This window comes from Nocardiopsis xinjiangensis YIM 90004 (assembly GCF_000341145.1).
Classification (GTDB): domain Bacteria; phylum Actinomycetota; class Actinomycetes; order Streptosporangiales; family Streptosporangiaceae; genus Nocardiopsis; species Nocardiopsis xinjiangensis.
Map to the genome: position 1 here is coordinate 66089 of NZ_ANBE01000035.1, position 16520 is coordinate 82608.

Below are 16520 nucleotides of genomic sequence, written 5' to 3' on the forward strand. Positions count from 1 at the left end.
CCGACATCGACGTGGGGCAAGCCCTACCCGGCCCCTGCCGGTTCGCAACACACGGGCCGGCCGATCCAGCGACTTGCTGACGGCCGAAGCCCGCTCCTTGGGAAGGACCCTTAGTGAGCGACACTACCGAGCTCCACACGGACGCGGCGGTCGACAGCAAAGCCACCACCGACGCTTCCGGTGCCGAGAGCGGTGAGTCGGCGTCGAAGAACGCCTCCTCCTCGTCTCGGCCCCGCGCCGGCGCGCGGGGTACCGGGCTCGCGGCTCTGAAGCTTCCCGAGCTGCAAAAGCTCGCGTCGAGTCTGGGCATCACCGGTACGGGGCGCATGCGCAAGAGCGACGTCATCGCCGCGATCGAAGCCAAGCAGGGGGGACCCGTCGAGGCCCCCGCGAAGGCCAGAACAGCAAAGCAAACCGAGCCGGCGCCCAAGGCCGGTAGGGTCGGGGACACCGGCGAACCGGCCGAGGCCCCGGCCTCCGAGAAGACGGCCTCGGACAGCACTCGAGACAACAAGAAGCCCTCGGGTGAGCAGCCGTCTGACCAGGCCGTGGCCGACTCCCAGGGTGGGAAGGGCGACAAGCCCTCCCGGAACCGTGGTTCGTCCCGCAATCGCGGTGGCGACTCCGGTGAGCAGCCCCGAGCGGTGGACGGCGCCGACTCCTCTACCTCCGCGAGCAGCGTGACCAAGACATCCAGCACCCCCCGGAAGAACGGCCCCGACCCCTCTGAGGACCGGGACAACAACCGGTCCGGCCAGGGACGAGAGCGTCAGCGCAACCGCCGCAACCGCAACCGCGGTGGCGGGGGCGGCAACGACGACCAGAACAACAACGCCCAGCAGGGCGGCGGTGGTCAGAACCAGGGCCGTGACAACAACAACGACGACGACTTCGGCAACGGCCGTCGGCGCGGGCGGCGGCGCGACCGCCGCGACCGGCGCCGGGGCGGCGGCCAGGACCCCGAGCCGGTGGTCGGCGAGGACGACGTCCTGCTGCCGGTCGCGGGGATCCTCGACATCCTCGACAACTACGCCTTCGTGCGTACGACCGGCTACCTGCCCGGGCAGAGCGATGTCTACGTCTCCCTCGCCCAGGTGCGCAAGCACGGCCTGCGCAAGGGCGATCAGATCGTCGGTGCGGTCCGCCAGCCCCGCGAGGGCGAGCGCCGGGAGAAGTTCAACGCCCTGGTCCGCCTGGACTCGGTCAACGGCATGTCGGCCGATCAGGCCAAGGGCCGCCAGGAGTTCTCGAAGCTGGTTCCGCTCTACCCGCAGGAGCGCCTGCGGCTGGAGACCGAACCCAACATCATGACCACGCGCATCATCGATCTGGTCGCACCGATCGGCAAGGGTCAGCGCGGTCTCATCGTCTCCCCGCCCAAGGCCGGTAAGACGATGGTCATGCAGTCGGTGGCCAACGCGATCACCGAGAACAACCCCGAGTGCTACCTGATGGTCATCCTCGTGGACGAGCGTCCCGAGGAAGTCACGGACATGCAGCGCACCGTCAAGGGCGAGGTCATCCACTCGACCTTCGACCGTCCGGCGGAGGACCACACCACCGTCGCCGACCTGGCCATCGAGCGTGCCAAGCGCCTGGTGGAGATGGGCACCGACGTCGTGGTCCTGCTGGACTCCATCACCCGTCTGGGCCGCGCCTACAACCTGGCCGCTCCGGCCAGCGGGCGCATCATGTCCGGCGGTGTGGACTCCACGGCGCTGTACCCGCCCAAGAAGTTCTTCGGCGCGGCCCGCAACATCGAGGGCGGCGGCTCGCTGACCATCCTGGCGACGGCGCTGGTGGAGACCGGCTCGCGTGCCGACGAGGTGATCTTCGAGGAGTTCAAGGGCACCGGCAACATGGAGCTCAAGCTCAACCGGTCCCTGTCCGACAAGCGGATCTTCCCCGCGGTCGACGTGGACGCCTCCAGCACCCGTAAGGAAGAGATCCTCATGTCCAACGAGGAGCTCCAGGTGGTCTGGAAGCTGCGCCGGGTGCTGCACGCGCTCGACACGCAGCAGGCCATCGAGCTGCTCCTGGACAAGATGAAGGAGTCCAAGAGCAACGCCGAGTTCCTGCTGCAGGTGCAGAAGACGACCTGACGCAGGTGACGACGCGTCGAGGGGCCCTCTCCGGTTGCCGGGGAGGGCCCCTCTTCCGTGTTCTGGCAGCCCGCCCGGCACGTGGCAGGCGGGAGGCCTGGGGCCAGGTCGGGGACGCCCCCCATGCCATTTCACATGGTGAGACCCTGCCACCGAGGCTCGGAAAAGATCACTTGTGTGTCTCGGATCACAACAGGGGTGTATCGCAACACGGAAGCGCGACTTAGGGTCGCGGCGTCGAGAACCCCCCATGCCAGGGAGCCGTCTGGATGGACAACCTCGCCGTACTCAGCCTTCTGGCCCTCACCCCGATCGTCATCATCGGAATCCTGCTCGTGGGTTTCCGACTGCCCGCCATGTACGCGATGCCGGTCGGCTACGTGGTCGTGGTCGGCATCGCCGTCCACTTCTGGCAGACCGAATGGGTCGCCGTCCTCGCCTCCAGCATCCAAGGCCTGATCCTCGCGATCGGCCTGCTCTACATCATCTTCGGTGCCCTGCTCCTGCTCGCGACCCTCACCAAGAGCGGGGCCATCGCCACGATCAGGCGCACCTTCACCGACATCAGCCCCGACCGCCGGGTGCAGGCCATCATCATCGGCTGGCTCTTCGGCAGTTTCATCGAGGGCGCGTCCGGGTTCGGTACCCCCGCCGCAGTGGTCGCCCCGCTCATGCTCGCCCTCGGTTTCCCCGCCATGGCCGCCGTCATGGTCGGCATGGTCATCCAGAGCACCCCGGTCAGCTTCGGCGCCGTCGGAACGCCCATCCTGGTGGGCGTCTCCGGCGGGCTCGAGGGCGGCGGGGGAGTGGAGGCACGCGCCGCGGAACTGGGTATGAGCTTCCCGGAGTACGTCTCCGAGATCGGTTTCCAGACCGTGCTCCTGCATGCCGCCGCCGGCACCTTCGTCCCGCTGCTCATCTGCTGCATGCTCTGCGGGTTCTACGGCAAGGAACGCCGCTTCTCCGACGGCCTCGGCGCCTGGAGGTTCGCGCTCTTCGCGGCCTTCGCCCTCACGGTCCCGTCCGTGCTGTACAACTACTTCCTCGGGGTGGAGTTCACCAGCCTCCTCGGCGGCCTGACCGGCCTGGTCATCGTCGTCCTGGCGGCCCGCAAGGGGTTCCTGCTCCCCAGGACCGTCTGGGACTTCCCGCCCCGCGAGGACTGGCTCGCCCGCTGGAGCGGCAGGATCGAGCCCGGCAACGGCAGCTCCGGAGCCCTCGGAAGTGAACGCCGCATCGGTCTGCTGCGCTCCTGGGCGCCCTACCTCATGGTCGCGGCGGTCCTCGTCCTCTCGCGCACCATCGCTCCCTTCAAGGCCTGGCTCGAGGGCATCACGCTCGGATGGGACGACATCCTGGGCACCGGGATCGGCGAGGCGGTCCAGCCCCTCTTCTCGCCCGGCGCCACTTTCGTCCTCGTGTGTGCGGTGACCTACGGGCTGCACCGCATGAGCCGGCGCCAGATCCTCGATTCCTGGAAGATGGCCGGTTCCCAACTGGCCGGGGCCGCCGTCGCCCTGCTCTTCGCCGTGCCTCTGGTACGGGTCTTCATCAACACGGGGGCCGACTTCGGGCAGACAGGCCTGGAGAGCATGCCCCTGACCCTGGCCGCAGGTGCCGCCGAACTCGGGGGCGCGAACTGGCCTCTGATCGGCCCCTGGATCGGTGCGCTCGGCGCGTTCGTGGCCGGGTCCAACACCATCTCCAACCTCATGTTCTCCTTGTTCCAGCACGCCACCGCCGACCGCATCGCGGTACCCCCGGAGTCGGTCGTGGCCGCACAGGCCGCAGGCGGTGCCGCGGGCAACATGATCACCGTGCACAACGTCGTCGCCGCCTCCGCGGTGGTCGGCCTCGTGGGCCGGGAGGGCGACGTACTGCGCCAGACCGTGCTGCCGCTGGTCTACTACCTGCTCGTCAGCGGGTCGTTGGCCTACATCCTGGTCAACGGTGTCGCGCTGCACGCGGGGACGGTCCTGCTCACCGTGACGCTGACCGCACTGGCGGCACTGCTGGCCTGGTTCGCACGCAGGGACGCCCGCCTGCCAGTGCCCGAGCACGCACGGTTGCCGCGGCCGGGCCGTGAAGGCAACCGCGTGGAATAGGGACTGGTCCCGGCATCGTTGTGCATCTGGCAAACTGGTAGTGAGGACAGGTCCGCCCCCGCTCAGGGGCGCCGTCCTCGCTACCCAGATCGCCGCGGCACCGGTTCGCGCATGGCCCGATTTCATCCGCCCACCCCTGGGTGGCGCTCGGCATGCGTCCGGCGGCTGCGCCCCTGAAGAGGAGACACACCATGCAGTCCGACATCCACCCCGAGTACGTTCCGACCGAGGTGACCTGCACTTGCGGCGCCCACTTCATTACGCGGAGCACGCTGGCTGCGGGCGAACTGCGTACCGACGTGTGCTCCGAGTGCCACCCGTTCTACACCGGCAAGCAGAAGATCCTCGACACCGGTGGTCGGGTCGCCCGCTTCGAGAAGCGCTTCGGCAAGCGCGCCGCCAAGTAGCGCTGCCCGCTGTCCGGCGGCGCCGAGCCGGCGCCGCCGGTGCACAGTGTCCTCCCTGCATGGGACGACACGTACGCAGGCGAGGCAAGCGAGACAAGACGGGAACGTGGCACAGTGAAGCTGGACGACCTTCTGGGGGAGTACTACGAGCTGGAGCAGCAGCTCGCCGACCCGGAGGTGCACGCCGAACCGAACAAGGCGCGCACACTCGGCAAGCGGTATTCGCACCTCACCCCGATCATCGAGACCTACCGCCAGCTCAACGAGGTCGAGAACGACATCGAGGCCGCGCGTGAACTCGCGTCGGAGGACTCCGCCTTCGCCGAAGAGGCCGACCGTCTGTCCCAGCAGGCCGATGACCTCACCGAGCGCCTCCGTGTGCTGCTGGTTCCGCGCGACCCCGCCGACGAGAAGAACCTCATCATGGAGGTCAAGGCGGGCGAGGGCGGCGAGGAGTCCGCACTGTTCGCCGGTGACCTGGTCCGCATGTACCTGCGCTACGCCGAACGCCTGGGCTTCAAGACCGAGGTCATCAACGCCACCCACTCCGACCTCGGCGGCTACAAGGACGTCACCATCGCCTTCAAGAACAAGGGCAACCCCGAACCCGGTACCGGGGTCTGGCCGGTGCTCAAGTTCGAGGGCGGTGTGCACCGCGTGCAGCGTGTGCCCGTGACCGAGTCCCAGGGACGTATCCACACCTCCGCCGCAGGTGTGCTCGTGGTGCCCGAGGCCGAGGAGATCGAGGTCCAGCTCCACGACAACGATCTGCGCATCGACGTCTACCGCTCCTCCGGCCCCGGCGGCCAGAGCGTCAACACCACCGACTCGGCCGTGCGGATCACCCACTTGCCCACCGGCATCGTGGCCTCCTGCCAGAACGAGAAGAGCCAGCTCCAGAACAAGGAGCAGGCCATGCGTATCCTGCGGTCCCGCATCTACGCCGAGGCTCAGGCCAGCGTCGACGCCGAGGCCGCCGCCGAACGCAAGAGCCAGGTCCGCACCGTCGACCGCTCCGAGCGGGTGCGTACCTACAATTTCCCGGAGAACCGCATCTCCGACCACCGGGTCGGTTACAAGGCCTACAATCTCGACCAGGTCCTCGACGGCGATCTGGGCGGGGTCATCCACGCATTGATGGAGGCCGACACCAAGGAGAGGCTCGAAGCGGCAAACTCATGAACTTCCTGCTCGACGAGGTCGCCCGCGCGACACTGAGGCTCGCGGAGGCGGGCGTCGCATCGCCACGCACGGACGCCGAGGAACTCGCGGCGTCCGTGCACGGTGTTCGTCGAGGAGAACTGCACTCGGTCGCCGACTCCGACTTCGACGCCCGGTACTGGGAGTGTGTGGCCCGTCGTGAGGCCCGCGAACCCCTGCAGCACATCACCGGTCACGCCTACTTCCGCTATCTGGAGCTGCGGGTGGGGCCGGGGGTGTTCGTGCCTCGCCCCGAGACCGAGATCATGGTCGACTGGGCGATCGAGACCCTGCGTTCCATGGACGTGGCCGACCCGCTCGTGGTCGACCTGGGTGCCGGGTCGGGGGCCATCGCCATCTCCATCGCCCAGGAAGTGCCGCGTTCACGCGTGCACACCGTCGAGATCGAGCCCCAGGCCCTGAAATGGGCGGAGCTCAACATCCAGGAGAGCGGCCACGCCGACCGGGTCACCGCGCACGCCGGCGACATGCGCACCGCCCTCTCGGAGCTGGACGGCCGCGTCGACCTGCTCATCAGCAATCCCCCCTACGTTCCCACCCGTGACGGTGAGGCCATCCCGCCCGAGGTCCGCGACTACGACCCCTCCCTGTCCTTGTGGTCGGGCGAGGACGGTCTCGACATGATCCGCGATCTGGAGAAGGTCGGACGGCGGCTGCTGCGGCCGGGCGGAGCGATGGCGGTCGAACACCACGACGGCCAAGGGATCGAGATCCCGTGGTTCTTCCCCGAGGACCGGGGCTGGCGCGACGTGCTCAACCGCAAGGACATGGCCAGACGCGACCGATTTGTGGTCATGCGCCGGGCCGACGAGGACACCTGAGTCTTGAAGAGGTGAACGACAGGTGAGCCGCATCTACGACTGTGCGGACGACACCGCCCGCAAGGACGGGGTCACCGATGCCGCTTCGGCGGTACGCCGTGGTGATCTGGTGGTGATGCCGACCGACACCGTGTACGGCATCGGCACCGACGCCTTCAACCCCACCGCCGTGGCCCGGCTGTTGGAGACCAAGGGACGCGGGCGGGACATGCCGCCGCCGGTCCTGGTGGGTTCCATGCGTGCGGCCACCGCGCTCGTCGACGACCTGGGCAACCACGGCCGCGACCTCATGGAGGAGTTCTGGCCGGGCCCGCTCACCCTGGTGTGCAACGCGACCCCGAGCCTGTCCTGGGACCTGGGTGACACCAAGGGCACCGTCGGGGTGCGCATGCCGATGGACCCGGTCGCGCTGGAGCTGCTCAAGGAGACCGGCCCGATGGCGGTCAGCAGCGCCAACAAGTCGGGGCAGTCTTCCGCAGTGCGGGTGGAGGAAGCCGTCGAGCAGCTCGGCGAGGAGGACGTCGCCGTCTACCTCGACGGCGGTGAGACCGACTCCGAGGTGCCCTCGACGATCGTGGACCTGACCTACGCGGTGCCGCGGGTGTTGCGCCAGGGGGCGGTCTCCATCGAACAGCTGCGCTCCGTGTGCGGCACGGTCATCGGTGAACTGCGCAAGCCCAAGAAACGCACCGGGGACGAGGCCGACGGGACGGCCGAGCCCGCAGCGGACGGGACGGCTGAGCCCGCAGCGGACGGGACGGCCGAGTCCGCGGCCGGCGGAAAGACAGAGGCCGAGACCGCCGAGAAGGCCTCCGAGGGCCGTTCCTCCGGCGGCGACCGTTCGGACGACTAGAGGGGACGGACGGTGCGCGAGTACGCACTCACGTTCGTCATCGCTGCCGCGGTGACCTACCTGTTGGTTCCGTTGGTGCGCAAGTTCGCGATCGCGATCGGGGCCACACCCCCGGTCCGCGATCGCGACGTGCACAAGGAGCCGATCCCCCGCATGGGTGGGATCGCCATCTACGGCGGTTTCGCGGCGGCGTTGTTGATCTCCGCGCAACTCCCGCACCTGCAGAACGTCTTCGTCACCGACACCTGGTGGGGCCTGCTGCTGGCGGGCGGCCTCATCACCCTCATCGGCATCATCGACGACCGGTGGGGGATGGATGCCATCAGCAAGCTCGCCGGGCAGACCGCCGCGGCGGGCATCCTCGTGGCGCACGGTGTGCAGCTGCTGTGGCTGCCGTTGCCGGGCACGCAGCTGTCCCTGGGCCCCTGGCTCGGGGCGATGATCTCGGTGCTGCTGATCGTGGTGACCATCAACGCGGTCAACTTCGCCGACGGTCTGGACGGCCTGGCCGCGGGCATCGTCGGTATCTCGTCGCTGGCCTTCTTCGCCTACTACTACGTGGTCGCGGTGGAGCAGGGGTTCGAGCGCCAGTCCTATCCGGCGATGGTCGCGATCATCCTGGCCGGCACGTGTCTGGGTTTCCTCTTCCACAACTTCCACCCGGCCAAGATCTTCATGGGTGACACCGGGTCGATGCTGCTCGGCCTGTTGCTGACCTCCATCACCATCAACGTCACCGGTCAGTTCGACGCCAACACCGCCCGGGAGGAGTTCAACTCCGGCCTGGTGGTCTTCCTGCCGATCCTGTTGCCGTTGTTGGTGATCGCCCTGCCCCTGGCCGACCTCGTGCTGGCCGTCCTGCGCCGCACGCTGGCCGGGAAGTCGCCGTTCGCACCCGACCGCGGGCACTTGCACCACAGGCTCCTGGACATGGGCCACAGCCACGTACGCGCTGTACTCCTCATGTACCTGTGGGCGGGGATCGTGGCCTTCGCGGCGGTGTCGCTGTCGGTCTTCGACAGTCCCTTGCTCGTCCTGACCGTCACGGGCCTGGTCGCGCTCTGTGCGGTCGGCCTCATCGTGCTGCCCCGGTTGCAGCGCCGCGGCCTGCTCTCGTGGGAGCGTATAGGACGCGTTAAGACTCGTTCCGGTCACGATTGACGGTCCTGAGGGCTCCGCTGGAGATCGAAGGCCCCTGACATACCCCTTCTGACCTGCGGTGCTGTGATGGGCCCGGATGTGGCAAAGGCGACATCGACCCCGAAACCCCCTGCGCAGAGAGCTTTCGGGGCGCGTTAAGGTTGCGTTAAGGGGTCCCCGGATTCGAGACCGAATGCCTTGTGATAGCTTTCACGAGCAGGTACCCACAGAACCCCCACGGAGCTTTGTCATGCAGGAACACGACGTCGCGATCTTCCGTGGCGCCGCACTTCCCAGCGTGGTGTGCGGGGTTCTGGCCATCGGTGTGGCAGCACTGCTCGGCGGTGCTCCCGGAGCGCTCAGCGCGCTCTTGGGGGCCGTGGTCGTGCTGGGCTGCTTCGGACTCGGGCAGTGGGCCGTGATCGCGCTGTCCCGCCGGAACAAGGACCTGTTCATGGCGGCCAACCTGCTCGGTTTCGTCGTCAAGATGGCGGTCCTGGGCATCCTGTTGGTCATCCTCGGCCGAAGCCCTCTCATGGCTGACCTGGACGAACAAGCCTTCGTCTACACGGCGCTGGCTTGTGTGCTGGTCTGGCTGGGCGGGCAGATCCGAGCGATCTCCAAGGCCAAGATCCCGCACGTGGATCCCGACGAGACGTCGGGGAACACGTGATGGGCGGACCCGCCGGGGCCCGAGACGAAGGGCGTAATACCCTGGTCGACGGCAGGCGGGCGGCCCCGTTCCAGCCCGGCACCACATGCTATATTCCGGAGCGAGATGAGCAGCGAAGCAGCCGAGAACGCGGAGAACCGCGACGCGCGAGCGCCGCGCGAATCCGACGGCTGGGCCATGTTCTCCACTCTCCTCGCGGGTGTGCTCGTGTGGACCGGCATCGGCTGGATCGCGGACTGGCTCTTGGGCTTCGATGCACTCTTTCTGCCCATCGGGGCGGTGCTCGGCCTGGTCGGTTCGGTCTATCTGATCGTCGTCAAGTCCCGCCAGGCCTGAACTCTCCCGCTGGAGTGAGTCCGACATCCTCACGGGTGTGGGCGAACTCCTCCACAACCATCCAAGAGGCTTTCTTGCGTCACGACGAAAGGATTCGCCGTGAGTGCTGACGCGCGCTTTCTCGCGGCCGAACCGGGTTGCCACCTCTTCCCTGGCGAAGGCGAGGCGGGTTGCGGGTTCGAGGCTCCCAGCGTTGGGATGTTCTCCCCCGAACCGTGGCTCGGCGGTATCCCCGGCAGCGACGGCATCGACCTGTACCTGGTTCTGCTGCTCGTCGCCCTCGGCGCATCCCTGCTCCTGTGGTCGTGGTTCAGCAAGAAGCTGAACCTGGTCCCCGGGCGCAGGCAGGGTGTGGGCGAGATGTTCGTCCTGTTCATCCGGGACCAGATCACCCGGCCCACCATGGGCGCCAAGGGTGACAAGTTCATCCCGCTGATGACGGCGATCTTCACGCTCATCCTCTTCATGAACGTCTCGGGTCTGATCCCGGGCATGTTGCCGGTCAACAGCGACCTCTCCTTCCCGGCGATGTTCGCCCTGTTCATCTTCGTCCTCACGCTGGTCGTCGGTATGCGCCAGCAGGGGGGCTGGGGCTACATCAGGAACCAGATCTTCCCGCCCGGGATGCCCAAGCCGATCTACATTCTGGTCACCCCGATCGAGGCCCTCTCGGTCTTCTTGATCCGCCCGCTGACGCACGCCCTGCGTCTGTTCGCGACCATGTTCGCGGGCAGCCTGCTGCTGGCGGTCTTCGCCTACGGCGGCTGGTACATGCTGAGTCTCGGTGCCGAACCGGCCCTGGCCGGACTCTCGGTGCTGTTCTCCGGTGCCGCGCTGATCGGCTACCTCCTCTTCTTCCTCTTCGAGATCCTGATCATGCTCGTCCAGGCGTTCATCTTCACGCTGCTGGCGAGCCTGTACCTCAACGGGTCTCTCGAGTCCGCCCACTAGAACCCCTGAGTGCCGGCCACCCCGGCCGGCCCGAAGGTGTAATGACCCGTCCACACCCGGCGCACTGACCAATCGCGAAGCGCGACGCCGGACGTCGAGTAAAGGGAAACATTTATGGACATCGCCGCCATCGAGGGCAGCATCAACTCCGTCGGCTACGGCATCAGCGTCATCGGCGCCGGTATCGGTGTCGGTCTCGTCTTCGGTATGGGTATGCAGGCCATCGCCCGCCAGCCCGAGGCCCGTGGCCCGCTGCAGACCAACATCTTCCTGGGCTTCGCGCTCATCGAGGCCCTCGCCATTCTGGGCTTCGTCCTCGCGTTCGCCATCTAGAACCGTTCCTGCCAACCGTTTTTGATGGCATCTGACGCGAAGGAGGGCTGACCATGTTGGTGGAGTTGGCAGCCGAAACAAACATTCTGCGGATCGACTGGGTGAAGTTCACCTTCGGTCTGATCGCACTCGCCGTGGTCTACTTCTTTGTGGCCCGCAAGGCAGTGCCCAAGGTCATGAAGGTCCTCGACGAGCGCCACGACGCCATTGAGGGCGGTATCGAGCGGGCCCAGCGCGCCGAGACCGAGGCCGAGGAGATCCGCCAGCAGTACCGCGAGAAGCTCGAAGAGGCCCACCGCGAGTACGCACAGGAGCTCGAGAAGGCCAAGGAGCAGCGCGCGGCGATCATCGCCGAGGCCCGCGAGGAGGCCCAGGTGGAGGCCCGCCGGATCGTCGAGGCCGCACAGGCCCAGATCGAGGCGGACCGCCAGCAGGCCTTCGTCCAGCTCCGCAACGAGATCGGTTCGCTGTCCACGGACCTCGCCGGCCGCATCGTCGGTGAGACCCTCGAGGACAGCGCCGCGCAGAACCGCGTGGTCGACCGGTTCCTCGAGGAGCTGGAGCAGAACGAGAGCACCGAGCAAGCCGAGGTGCGCTGATGCGTGGAATCAGCCGAAACTCCCTGGCTGAGGCGACCCGGCGCCTGGACGACAACGTCCTGGCGCCGGCGGACGCCGCCCAGCACGCCGTCTCCCTCGGGGGCGAGCTCTTCGAGGTCGTGGCCCTGCTCGACCGCGAGCACTCGCTCCGTCGCTGGCTCGCGGACCAGGCCAACCCGGTCGAGGCCAAGACCGGCCTGATCGGTCAGGTCCTCGAGGGCAAGGTGTCGCCGTCCACGGTCATCGTGGTCAACGACGTCGTCTCCCAGCCCTGGTCCGGCTCGCGCGACATGACCAGCGCCCTGGAGCGCCTGGCGGTCTACGCGACCGTCGCCTCGGTCGAGGGCACGCGCCTGGACGAGCTGGAGGACGACCTGTTCCGTTTCGAGCGGATCGTCGTCTCCGAGCCCGAGCTGCGTGCTGCCCTGACCCAGGAGGGCGTGGGCGAATCACACCTGCACTCCCTGGTCGAGAACCTGCTCTCGGGCAAGGTGAGCTCCGCGACGCTGGCCCTGGTCGCCGAAGCGGTCACCCGTCCGCGGGGACGTACCCTGGAACAGGCGCTCGGCTACCTCGGGAAGGTGGTCGCCGACCGCGCCCAGCGCTACATCGCCGTGGTGCGCAGCGCCCACCCGCTGAGCGAGGCCCAGTTGGAGCGGCTCAAGTCCCTCCTGACCCGCAAGTACGACCGCGCCATCCACCTGAACACCGAGGTCGACCCCTCGATCGTGGGCGGCCTGTCCGTCCGGGTGGGTGACGAGGTCATCGACGGCACCATCGCCGGGCGCATCGCTGAGGTCCAGCGCCGTCTGGCCGGCTGACACACGCGAACAACGCAAGGCAAGCACGCACGGCGCCGGCCCGGCGCCATTTGAGAGCAAGGACAACGTAGAGATGGCGGAGCTGACGATCCGACCGGACGAGATCCGGGACGCGCTACAGCGCTTCGTCCAGTCGTACGAGCCTGACGCCACCCGCGCGGAAGAGGTCGGGACCGTCGCCTACTCCGGTGACGGCATCGCCCGCGTCAGTGGCCTTCCCTCGGCGATGGCGAACGAGCTGCTTCAGTTCGAGGACGGCACCCTGGGCATGGCCCAGAACCTCGAGGTCGGGGAGATCGGTGTCGTGGTGCTGGGTGACTTCACCGGCATCGAAGAGGGCCAGCCGGTGCGCCGCACCGGCCAGGTCCTCTCGGTCCCGGTCGGCGACAACTTCCTCGGCCGTGTGGTCGACCCGCTGGGTCAGCCCATCGACGGCAAGGGCGAGATCGAGTCCACCGAGCGGCGCGACCTGGAGGTCCAGGCCGCCTCGGTGATGGAGCGCCAGCCGGTGGAGGAGCCCCTCCAGACCGGTATCAAGGCGATCGACACCATGACCCCCATCGGTCGCGGCCAGCGCCAACTGGTCATCGGTGACCGCCAGACCGGTAAGACGGCTGTCGGCATCGACGCGATCATCAACCAGAAGGCGAACTGGGAGTCGGGCGACCCCGACAAGCAGGTGCACTGCATCTACGTCGCCGTCGGCCAGAAGGGTACGACCATCGCCTCCGTGCGTGGCGCCCTGGAGGAGGCCGGCGCGATGGACTACACCACCATCGTGGCTTCCCCGGCCTCCGACCCGGCGGGCTTCAAGTACCTGTCGCCCTTCACCGGTTCGGCCCTGGGCCAGCACTGGATGTATGAGGGCAAGCACGTCCTCATCGTCTTCGACGACCTGAGCAAGCAGGCCGAGGCCTACCGTGCGGTGTCGCTGCTGCTGCGCCGTCCGCCGGGCCGTGAGGCCTACCCCGGTGACGTCTTCTACCTGCACTCCCGTCTCCTGGAGCGCTGCGCCAAGCTCTCCGACGAGATGGGCGCCGGTTCGATGACGGCCCTGCCGCTCATCGAGACGAAGGCGGGTGACGTGTCGGCCTACATCCCGACCAACGTCATCTCCATCACCGACGGCCAGGTCTTCCTGGACTCGGACATGTTCAACCAGGGCCAGCGCCCGGCTATCGACGTCGGTATCTCGGTCTCCCGTGTGGGTGGTTCCGCGCAGACCAAGGCGACCAAGAAGGTCTCCGGTACCCTGCGTCTGAGCCTGGCCCAGTACCGCGAGCTCGAGGCCTTCTCGGCCTTCGGTTCGGACCTGGACGCGGTCTCCAAGCAGCAGCTCTCCCGCGGTGAGCGCATGATGGAGCTCCTCAAGCAGGGGCAGTACTCGCCCTTCGCGATGGAGCAGACCGTCGTCTCCATCTGGGCCGGAACCTCCGGCAACGTGGACGACGTCCCGGTCGAGGACGTGCGCCGCTTCGAGGCCGACTTCCTGTCCTACCTCGAGCGCGAGCACAACGGCATCCTCGAGAACATCCGCGAGAGCGGCAAGTTCGAGGACGAGACCCGGCAGGCCCTCGAGAGCGCGATCGAGAAGTTCAAGCAGGGTTTCCAGACCTCGGACGGCTCGCTGCTCGGCCAGGAGGCCGAGCCCGAGGCCCTCGACGAGCAGAAGGTCGGCCAGGAGACCATCAAGGTCGCCAAGGGCGGGAAGTAACCCATGGGTGCACAGCTTCGTGTCTATCGCCGGAGGATCAAGTCGACCAAGTCGACCGCGAAGATCACCCGCGCGATGGAACTCATCGCCGCGACGCGTATCACCAAGGCGCAGCGCGCGGCCGAGGCTGCCGGCCCGTACGCACGGGAGATCACGCGTGCGGTCTCGGCCCTGGCCAGCCGGGTGGAGGACCACCCGCTGCTGACCGAGGCGGAGAACCCCAAGCGTGCCGCCGTGCTGGTCGTCTCCAGCGACAAGGGTCTGGCCGGAGCCTTCTCGGCCAACATCATGAAGGAGGCCGAGTCCTTGACCCAGCTCCTCCAGGAGCAGGGCAAGGAGGTCCTCACCTACATGGTGGGCCGCAAGGGTGTGGCCTTCTACCAGTTCCGCGAGCGCCCGCTCGAGGAGCAGTGGGAGGGCATCACCGAGAGGCCGACCTACGCGCACGCCCAGGAGATCGGCTCCACTCTCATGGAGAAGTTCTCCCAGGACAGCGAAGAGGGCGGCGTGGACGAGATCCACGTGGTCTCCACCGAGTTCGTCTCGATGCTGACGCAGACGGCGCGTTCGGTGCGTGCGCTTCCGCTGGAGGTCGAAGAGGTCGACCAGGAGGAGCTGCAGGAGGAGCACGGCGGAGATGCTCTGCCGCTGTACGAGTTCGAGCCCTCCGCGGAGGAGGTCCTGGACCAGCTGCTCCCGCAGTACGTGACCAACCGGATCTACTTCTCCCTCCTGGAGTCGGCCGCCTCCCAGCAGGCGTCCCGGCGTGCGGCCATGAAGGCTGCTACCGACAATGCCGAGGAACTCGCCAAGAACCTGACCCGTCTGGCCAACCAGGCACGTCAGGCCGAGATCACCAACGAGCTCAGTGAGATTGTCGGCGGAGCCGACGCCCTCTCTGGTGCCAGCGCGGGAAGTGAGTAACAGAAGTGACTGCGACTGCTGAAGGGACGGCCGGAGCCACCGCCACCGGTACCGGCCGCATTGCCCGGGTCACCGGCCCGGTGCTCGATGTGGAGTTCCCGGTGGGCTCCATTCCCGAGATCTACAACGCCTTGCACGTCGACGTGACGCTCGGCGGCGAGACCAAGACCATCACCCTCGAGGTCGCCCAGCACCTGGGTGACAACCTCGTGCGGGTCATCTCCATGGCCCCGCAGGACGGTCTGGTCCGTGGCGCCGAGGTGCGCGACACCGGTGCGCCCATCAGCGTGCCCGTCGGCGAAGGCGTCAAGGGCCACGTGTTCAACACCCTGGGCGAGTCCATGGACGTGGCCTCCTCCGAGCTGGAGGTCACCGAGCGCTGGCCCATCCACCGCAAGGCCCCCTCCTTCGACCAGCTCGAGTCCAAGACCGAGATGCTGGTCACCGGGATCAAGGTCATCGACCTGCTCACGCCGTACGTGCGTGGCGGGAAGATCGGCCTGTTCGGCGGGGCCGGTGTGGGCAAGACGGTGCTCATCCAGGAGATGATCACCCGTATCGCCCGCAACTTCGGTGGTGTGTCCGTGTTCGCCGGTGTCGGTGAGCGCACCCGTGAGGGTACGGACCTCTACCTGGAGATGGACGAGATGGGCGTCCTCCCGGACACCGCGCTCGTCTTCGGCCAGATGGACGAGCCCCCGGGCACCCGTCTGCGCGTCGCGCTCTCGGCCCTGACGATGGCGGAGTACTTCCGTGACGTCCAGAACCAGGACGTGCTCCTGTTCATCGACAACATCTTCCGTTTCACCCAGGCGGGTATGGAGGTCTCCACGCTGCTGGGCCGTATGCCCTCGGCCGTGGGCTACCAGCCCAACCTGGCGGACGAGATGGGTCAGCTCCAGGAGCGCATCACCTCGACGCGCGGTAACTCGATCACCTCCATGCAGGCGATCTACGTGCCCGCGGACGACTACACCGACCCGGCGCCGGCGACCACGTTCGCCCACCTGGACGCGACGACGGCGCTCTCCCGCCCGATCTCGCAGAAGGGGATCTACCCGGCGGTGGACCCGCTGGCCTCCTCCTCCCGCATCCTCGACCCGCAGTACGTGGGCCAGGAGCACTACGACGTGGCCCAGCGCGTGAAGGAGATCCTGCAGCGCAACAACGACCTGCAGGACCAGATCGCGATCCTCGGTATGGACGAGCTCTCCGAGGAGGACAAGGTCGTCGTCAACCGGGCCCGCCGCCTGGAGCGCTTCCTGTCGCAGAACATGTTCGTCGCCGAGAAGTTCACCGGTAACCCGGGCGTGTTCGTGCCGCTGGAGGAGACCATCTCCTCCTTCCAGGCGGTCTGCGACGGAGAGTACGACCACCTGCCCGAGCAGGCCTTCCTCGACGCCGGCAACATCGAGATGGTCGTCGAGAAGGCCGAGAAGCTGCAGGAAGGCTAGGGCGCGTCAGGTGGGCGCCATGACGGCGGGCGCCCACCGAACACACCCTTACCGCGCCATGCGCCC

General features: G+C 67.5%; 16 protein-coding genes. All 16 read left to right on the forward strand.

The window, feature by feature from the left end; translation table 11 throughout:
* Window positions 1–113: 113 nt before the first annotated feature.
* The 16 genes from rho to atpD all read left to right on the forward strand — a co-directional run bounded on the left by rho (window position 114) and on the right by atpD (window position 16454).
* Entirely contained in the window at window positions 114–2102 is a 1989-nt protein-coding gene (rho, locus tag D473_RS0117375) for a transcription termination factor Rho (RefSeq protein WP_017610323.1), read from the forward strand.
* Window positions 2103–2371: 269 nt separating this feature from the next.
* The gene (locus D473_RS0117380) at window positions 2372–4207 is read left to right on the forward strand and encodes an L-lactate permease (RefSeq protein WP_017610324.1); all 1836 of its coding nucleotides are present in this window, start codon (window positions 2372–2374) and stop codon (window positions 4205–4207) included.
* 191 nt (window positions 4208–4398) lie between these two features.
* A complete protein-coding gene (gene rpmE / locus D473_RS0117385) occupies window positions 4399–4614 on the forward strand; it encodes a 50S ribosomal protein L31 (RefSeq protein WP_017610325.1) in 216 nt (71 codons plus the stop codon).
* Between the two features lie 114 nt (window positions 4615–4728).
* The gene (gene prfA, locus D473_RS0117390) at window positions 4729–5796 is read left to right on the forward strand and encodes a peptide chain release factor 1 (protein WP_017610326.1); all 1068 of its coding nucleotides are present in this window, start codon (window positions 4729–4731) and stop codon (window positions 5794–5796) included.
* Window positions 5793–6656 (forward strand): peptide chain release factor N(5)-glutamine methyltransferase, encoded by an 864-nt coding sequence (gene prmC / locus D473_RS0117395; RefSeq protein ID WP_017610327.1) that lies wholly within the window; start codon window positions 5793–5795, stop codon window positions 6654–6656. Before prfA ends, prmC begins: the two co-directional genes overlap by 4 nt.
* Window positions 6657–6678: 22 nt before the next feature.
* Entirely contained in the window at window positions 6679–7509 is an 831-nt protein-coding gene (locus tag D473_RS0117400) for an L-threonylcarbamoyladenylate synthase (protein WP_017610328.1), read from the forward strand.
* A gap of 12 nt (window positions 7510–7521) precedes the next feature.
* The gene (locus tag D473_RS0117405) at window positions 7522–8670 is read left to right on the forward strand and encodes a glycosyltransferase family 4 protein (protein ID WP_017610329.1); all 1149 of its coding nucleotides are present in this window, start codon (window positions 7522–7524) and stop codon (window positions 8668–8670) included.
* A 229-nt stretch (window positions 8671–8899) separates the two neighbouring features.
* The gene (locus D473_RS0117410) at window positions 8900–9322 is read left to right on the forward strand and encodes an ATP synthase subunit I (RefSeq protein WP_017610330.1); all 423 of its coding nucleotides are present in this window, start codon (window positions 8900–8902) and stop codon (window positions 9320–9322) included.
* Between the two features lie 105 nt (window positions 9323–9427).
* Window positions 9428–9658 carry an AtpZ/AtpI family protein gene (locus D473_RS0117415; RefSeq protein ID WP_017610331.1) on the forward strand — a complete coding sequence of 77 codons (231 nt, stop codon included), beginning with the start codon at window positions 9428–9430 and terminating at the stop codon, window positions 9656–9658.
* Between the two features lie 198 nt (window positions 9659–9856).
* On the forward strand, window positions 9857–10609 hold the full coding sequence (gene atpB, locus D473_RS0117420) for a F0F1 ATP synthase subunit A (RefSeq protein ID WP_017610332.1): 753 nt from the start codon (window positions 9857–9859) through the stop codon (window positions 10607–10609).
* A gap of 114 nt (window positions 10610–10723) precedes the next feature.
* Window positions 10724–10942: an ATP synthase F0 subunit C gene (gene atpE / locus D473_RS0117425; protein WP_017610333.1), complete on the forward strand. Its 219-nt coding sequence runs from the start codon at window positions 10724–10726 to the stop codon at window positions 10940–10942.
* A gap of 56 nt (window positions 10943–10998) precedes the next feature.
* Window positions 10999–11541, forward strand: coding sequence for a F0F1 ATP synthase subunit B (locus D473_RS0117430; RefSeq protein WP_193373291.1), 543 nt, complete (start codon window positions 10999–11001; stop codon window positions 11539–11541).
* Complete coding sequence (locus D473_RS0117435) at window positions 11541–12362, forward strand: F0F1 ATP synthase subunit delta (protein ID WP_017610335.1); 822 nt, start codon at window positions 11541–11543, stop codon at window positions 12360–12362. Before D473_RS0117430 ends, D473_RS0117435 begins: the two co-directional genes overlap by 1 nt.
* A gap of 73 nt (window positions 12363–12435) precedes the next feature.
* Window positions 12436–14076 (forward strand): F0F1 ATP synthase subunit alpha, encoded by a 1641-nt coding sequence (gene atpA, locus D473_RS0117440; protein WP_017610336.1) that lies wholly within the window; start codon window positions 12436–12438, stop codon window positions 14074–14076.
* A gap of 3 nt (window positions 14077–14079) precedes the next feature.
* Entirely contained in the window at window positions 14080–15000 is a 921-nt protein-coding gene (locus tag D473_RS0117445; RefSeq protein WP_017610337.1) for a F0F1 ATP synthase subunit gamma, read from the forward strand.
* Window positions 15001–15005: 5 nt separating this feature from the next.
* Window positions 15006–16454 carry a F0F1 ATP synthase subunit beta gene (gene atpD, locus D473_RS0117450; protein WP_017610338.1) on the forward strand — a complete coding sequence of 483 codons (1449 nt, stop codon included), beginning with the start codon at window positions 15006–15008 and terminating at the stop codon, window positions 16452–16454.
* The last annotated feature ends 66 nt before the right edge of the window (window positions 16455–16520 follow it).

Bases quoted from the DNA above. Each gene is read 5' to 3' on its own strand.
- rpmE (WP_017610325.1), top strand. From the start codon at position 4,399: ATGCAGTCCGACATCCACCCCGAGTACGTTCCGACCGAGGTGACCTGC.
- atpB (WP_017610332.1), top strand. From the start codon at position 9,857: ATGTTCTCCCCCGAACCGTGGCTCGGCGGTATCCCCGGCAGCGACGGC.
- D473_RS0117415 (WP_017610331.1), top strand. From the start codon at position 9,428: ATGAGCAGCGAAGCAGCCGAGAACGCGGAGAACCGCGACGCGCGAGCG.
- atpE (WP_017610333.1), top strand. From the start codon at position 10,724: ATGGACATCGCCGCCATCGAGGGCAGCATCAACTCCGTCGGCTACGGC.
- D473_RS0117380 (WP_017610324.1), top strand. From the start codon at position 2,372: ATGGACAACCTCGCCGTACTCAGCCTTCTGGCCCTCACCCCGATCGTC.
- D473_RS0117435 (WP_017610335.1), top strand. From the start codon at position 11,541: ATGCGTGGAATCAGCCGAAACTCCCTGGCTGAGGCGACCCGGCGCCTG.
- atpA (WP_017610336.1), top strand. From the start codon at position 12,436: ATGGCGGAGCTGACGATCCGACCGGACGAGATCCGGGACGCGCTACAG.
- D473_RS0117410 (WP_017610330.1), top strand. From the start codon at position 8,900: ATGCAGGAACACGACGTCGCGATCTTCCGTGGCGCCGCACTTCCCAGC.
- prmC (WP_017610327.1), top strand. From the start codon at position 5,793: ATGAACTTCCTGCTCGACGAGGTCGCCCGCGCGACACTGAGGCTCGCG.
- D473_RS0117445 (WP_017610337.1), top strand. From the start codon at position 14,080: ATGGGTGCACAGCTTCGTGTCTATCGCCGGAGGATCAAGTCGACCAAG.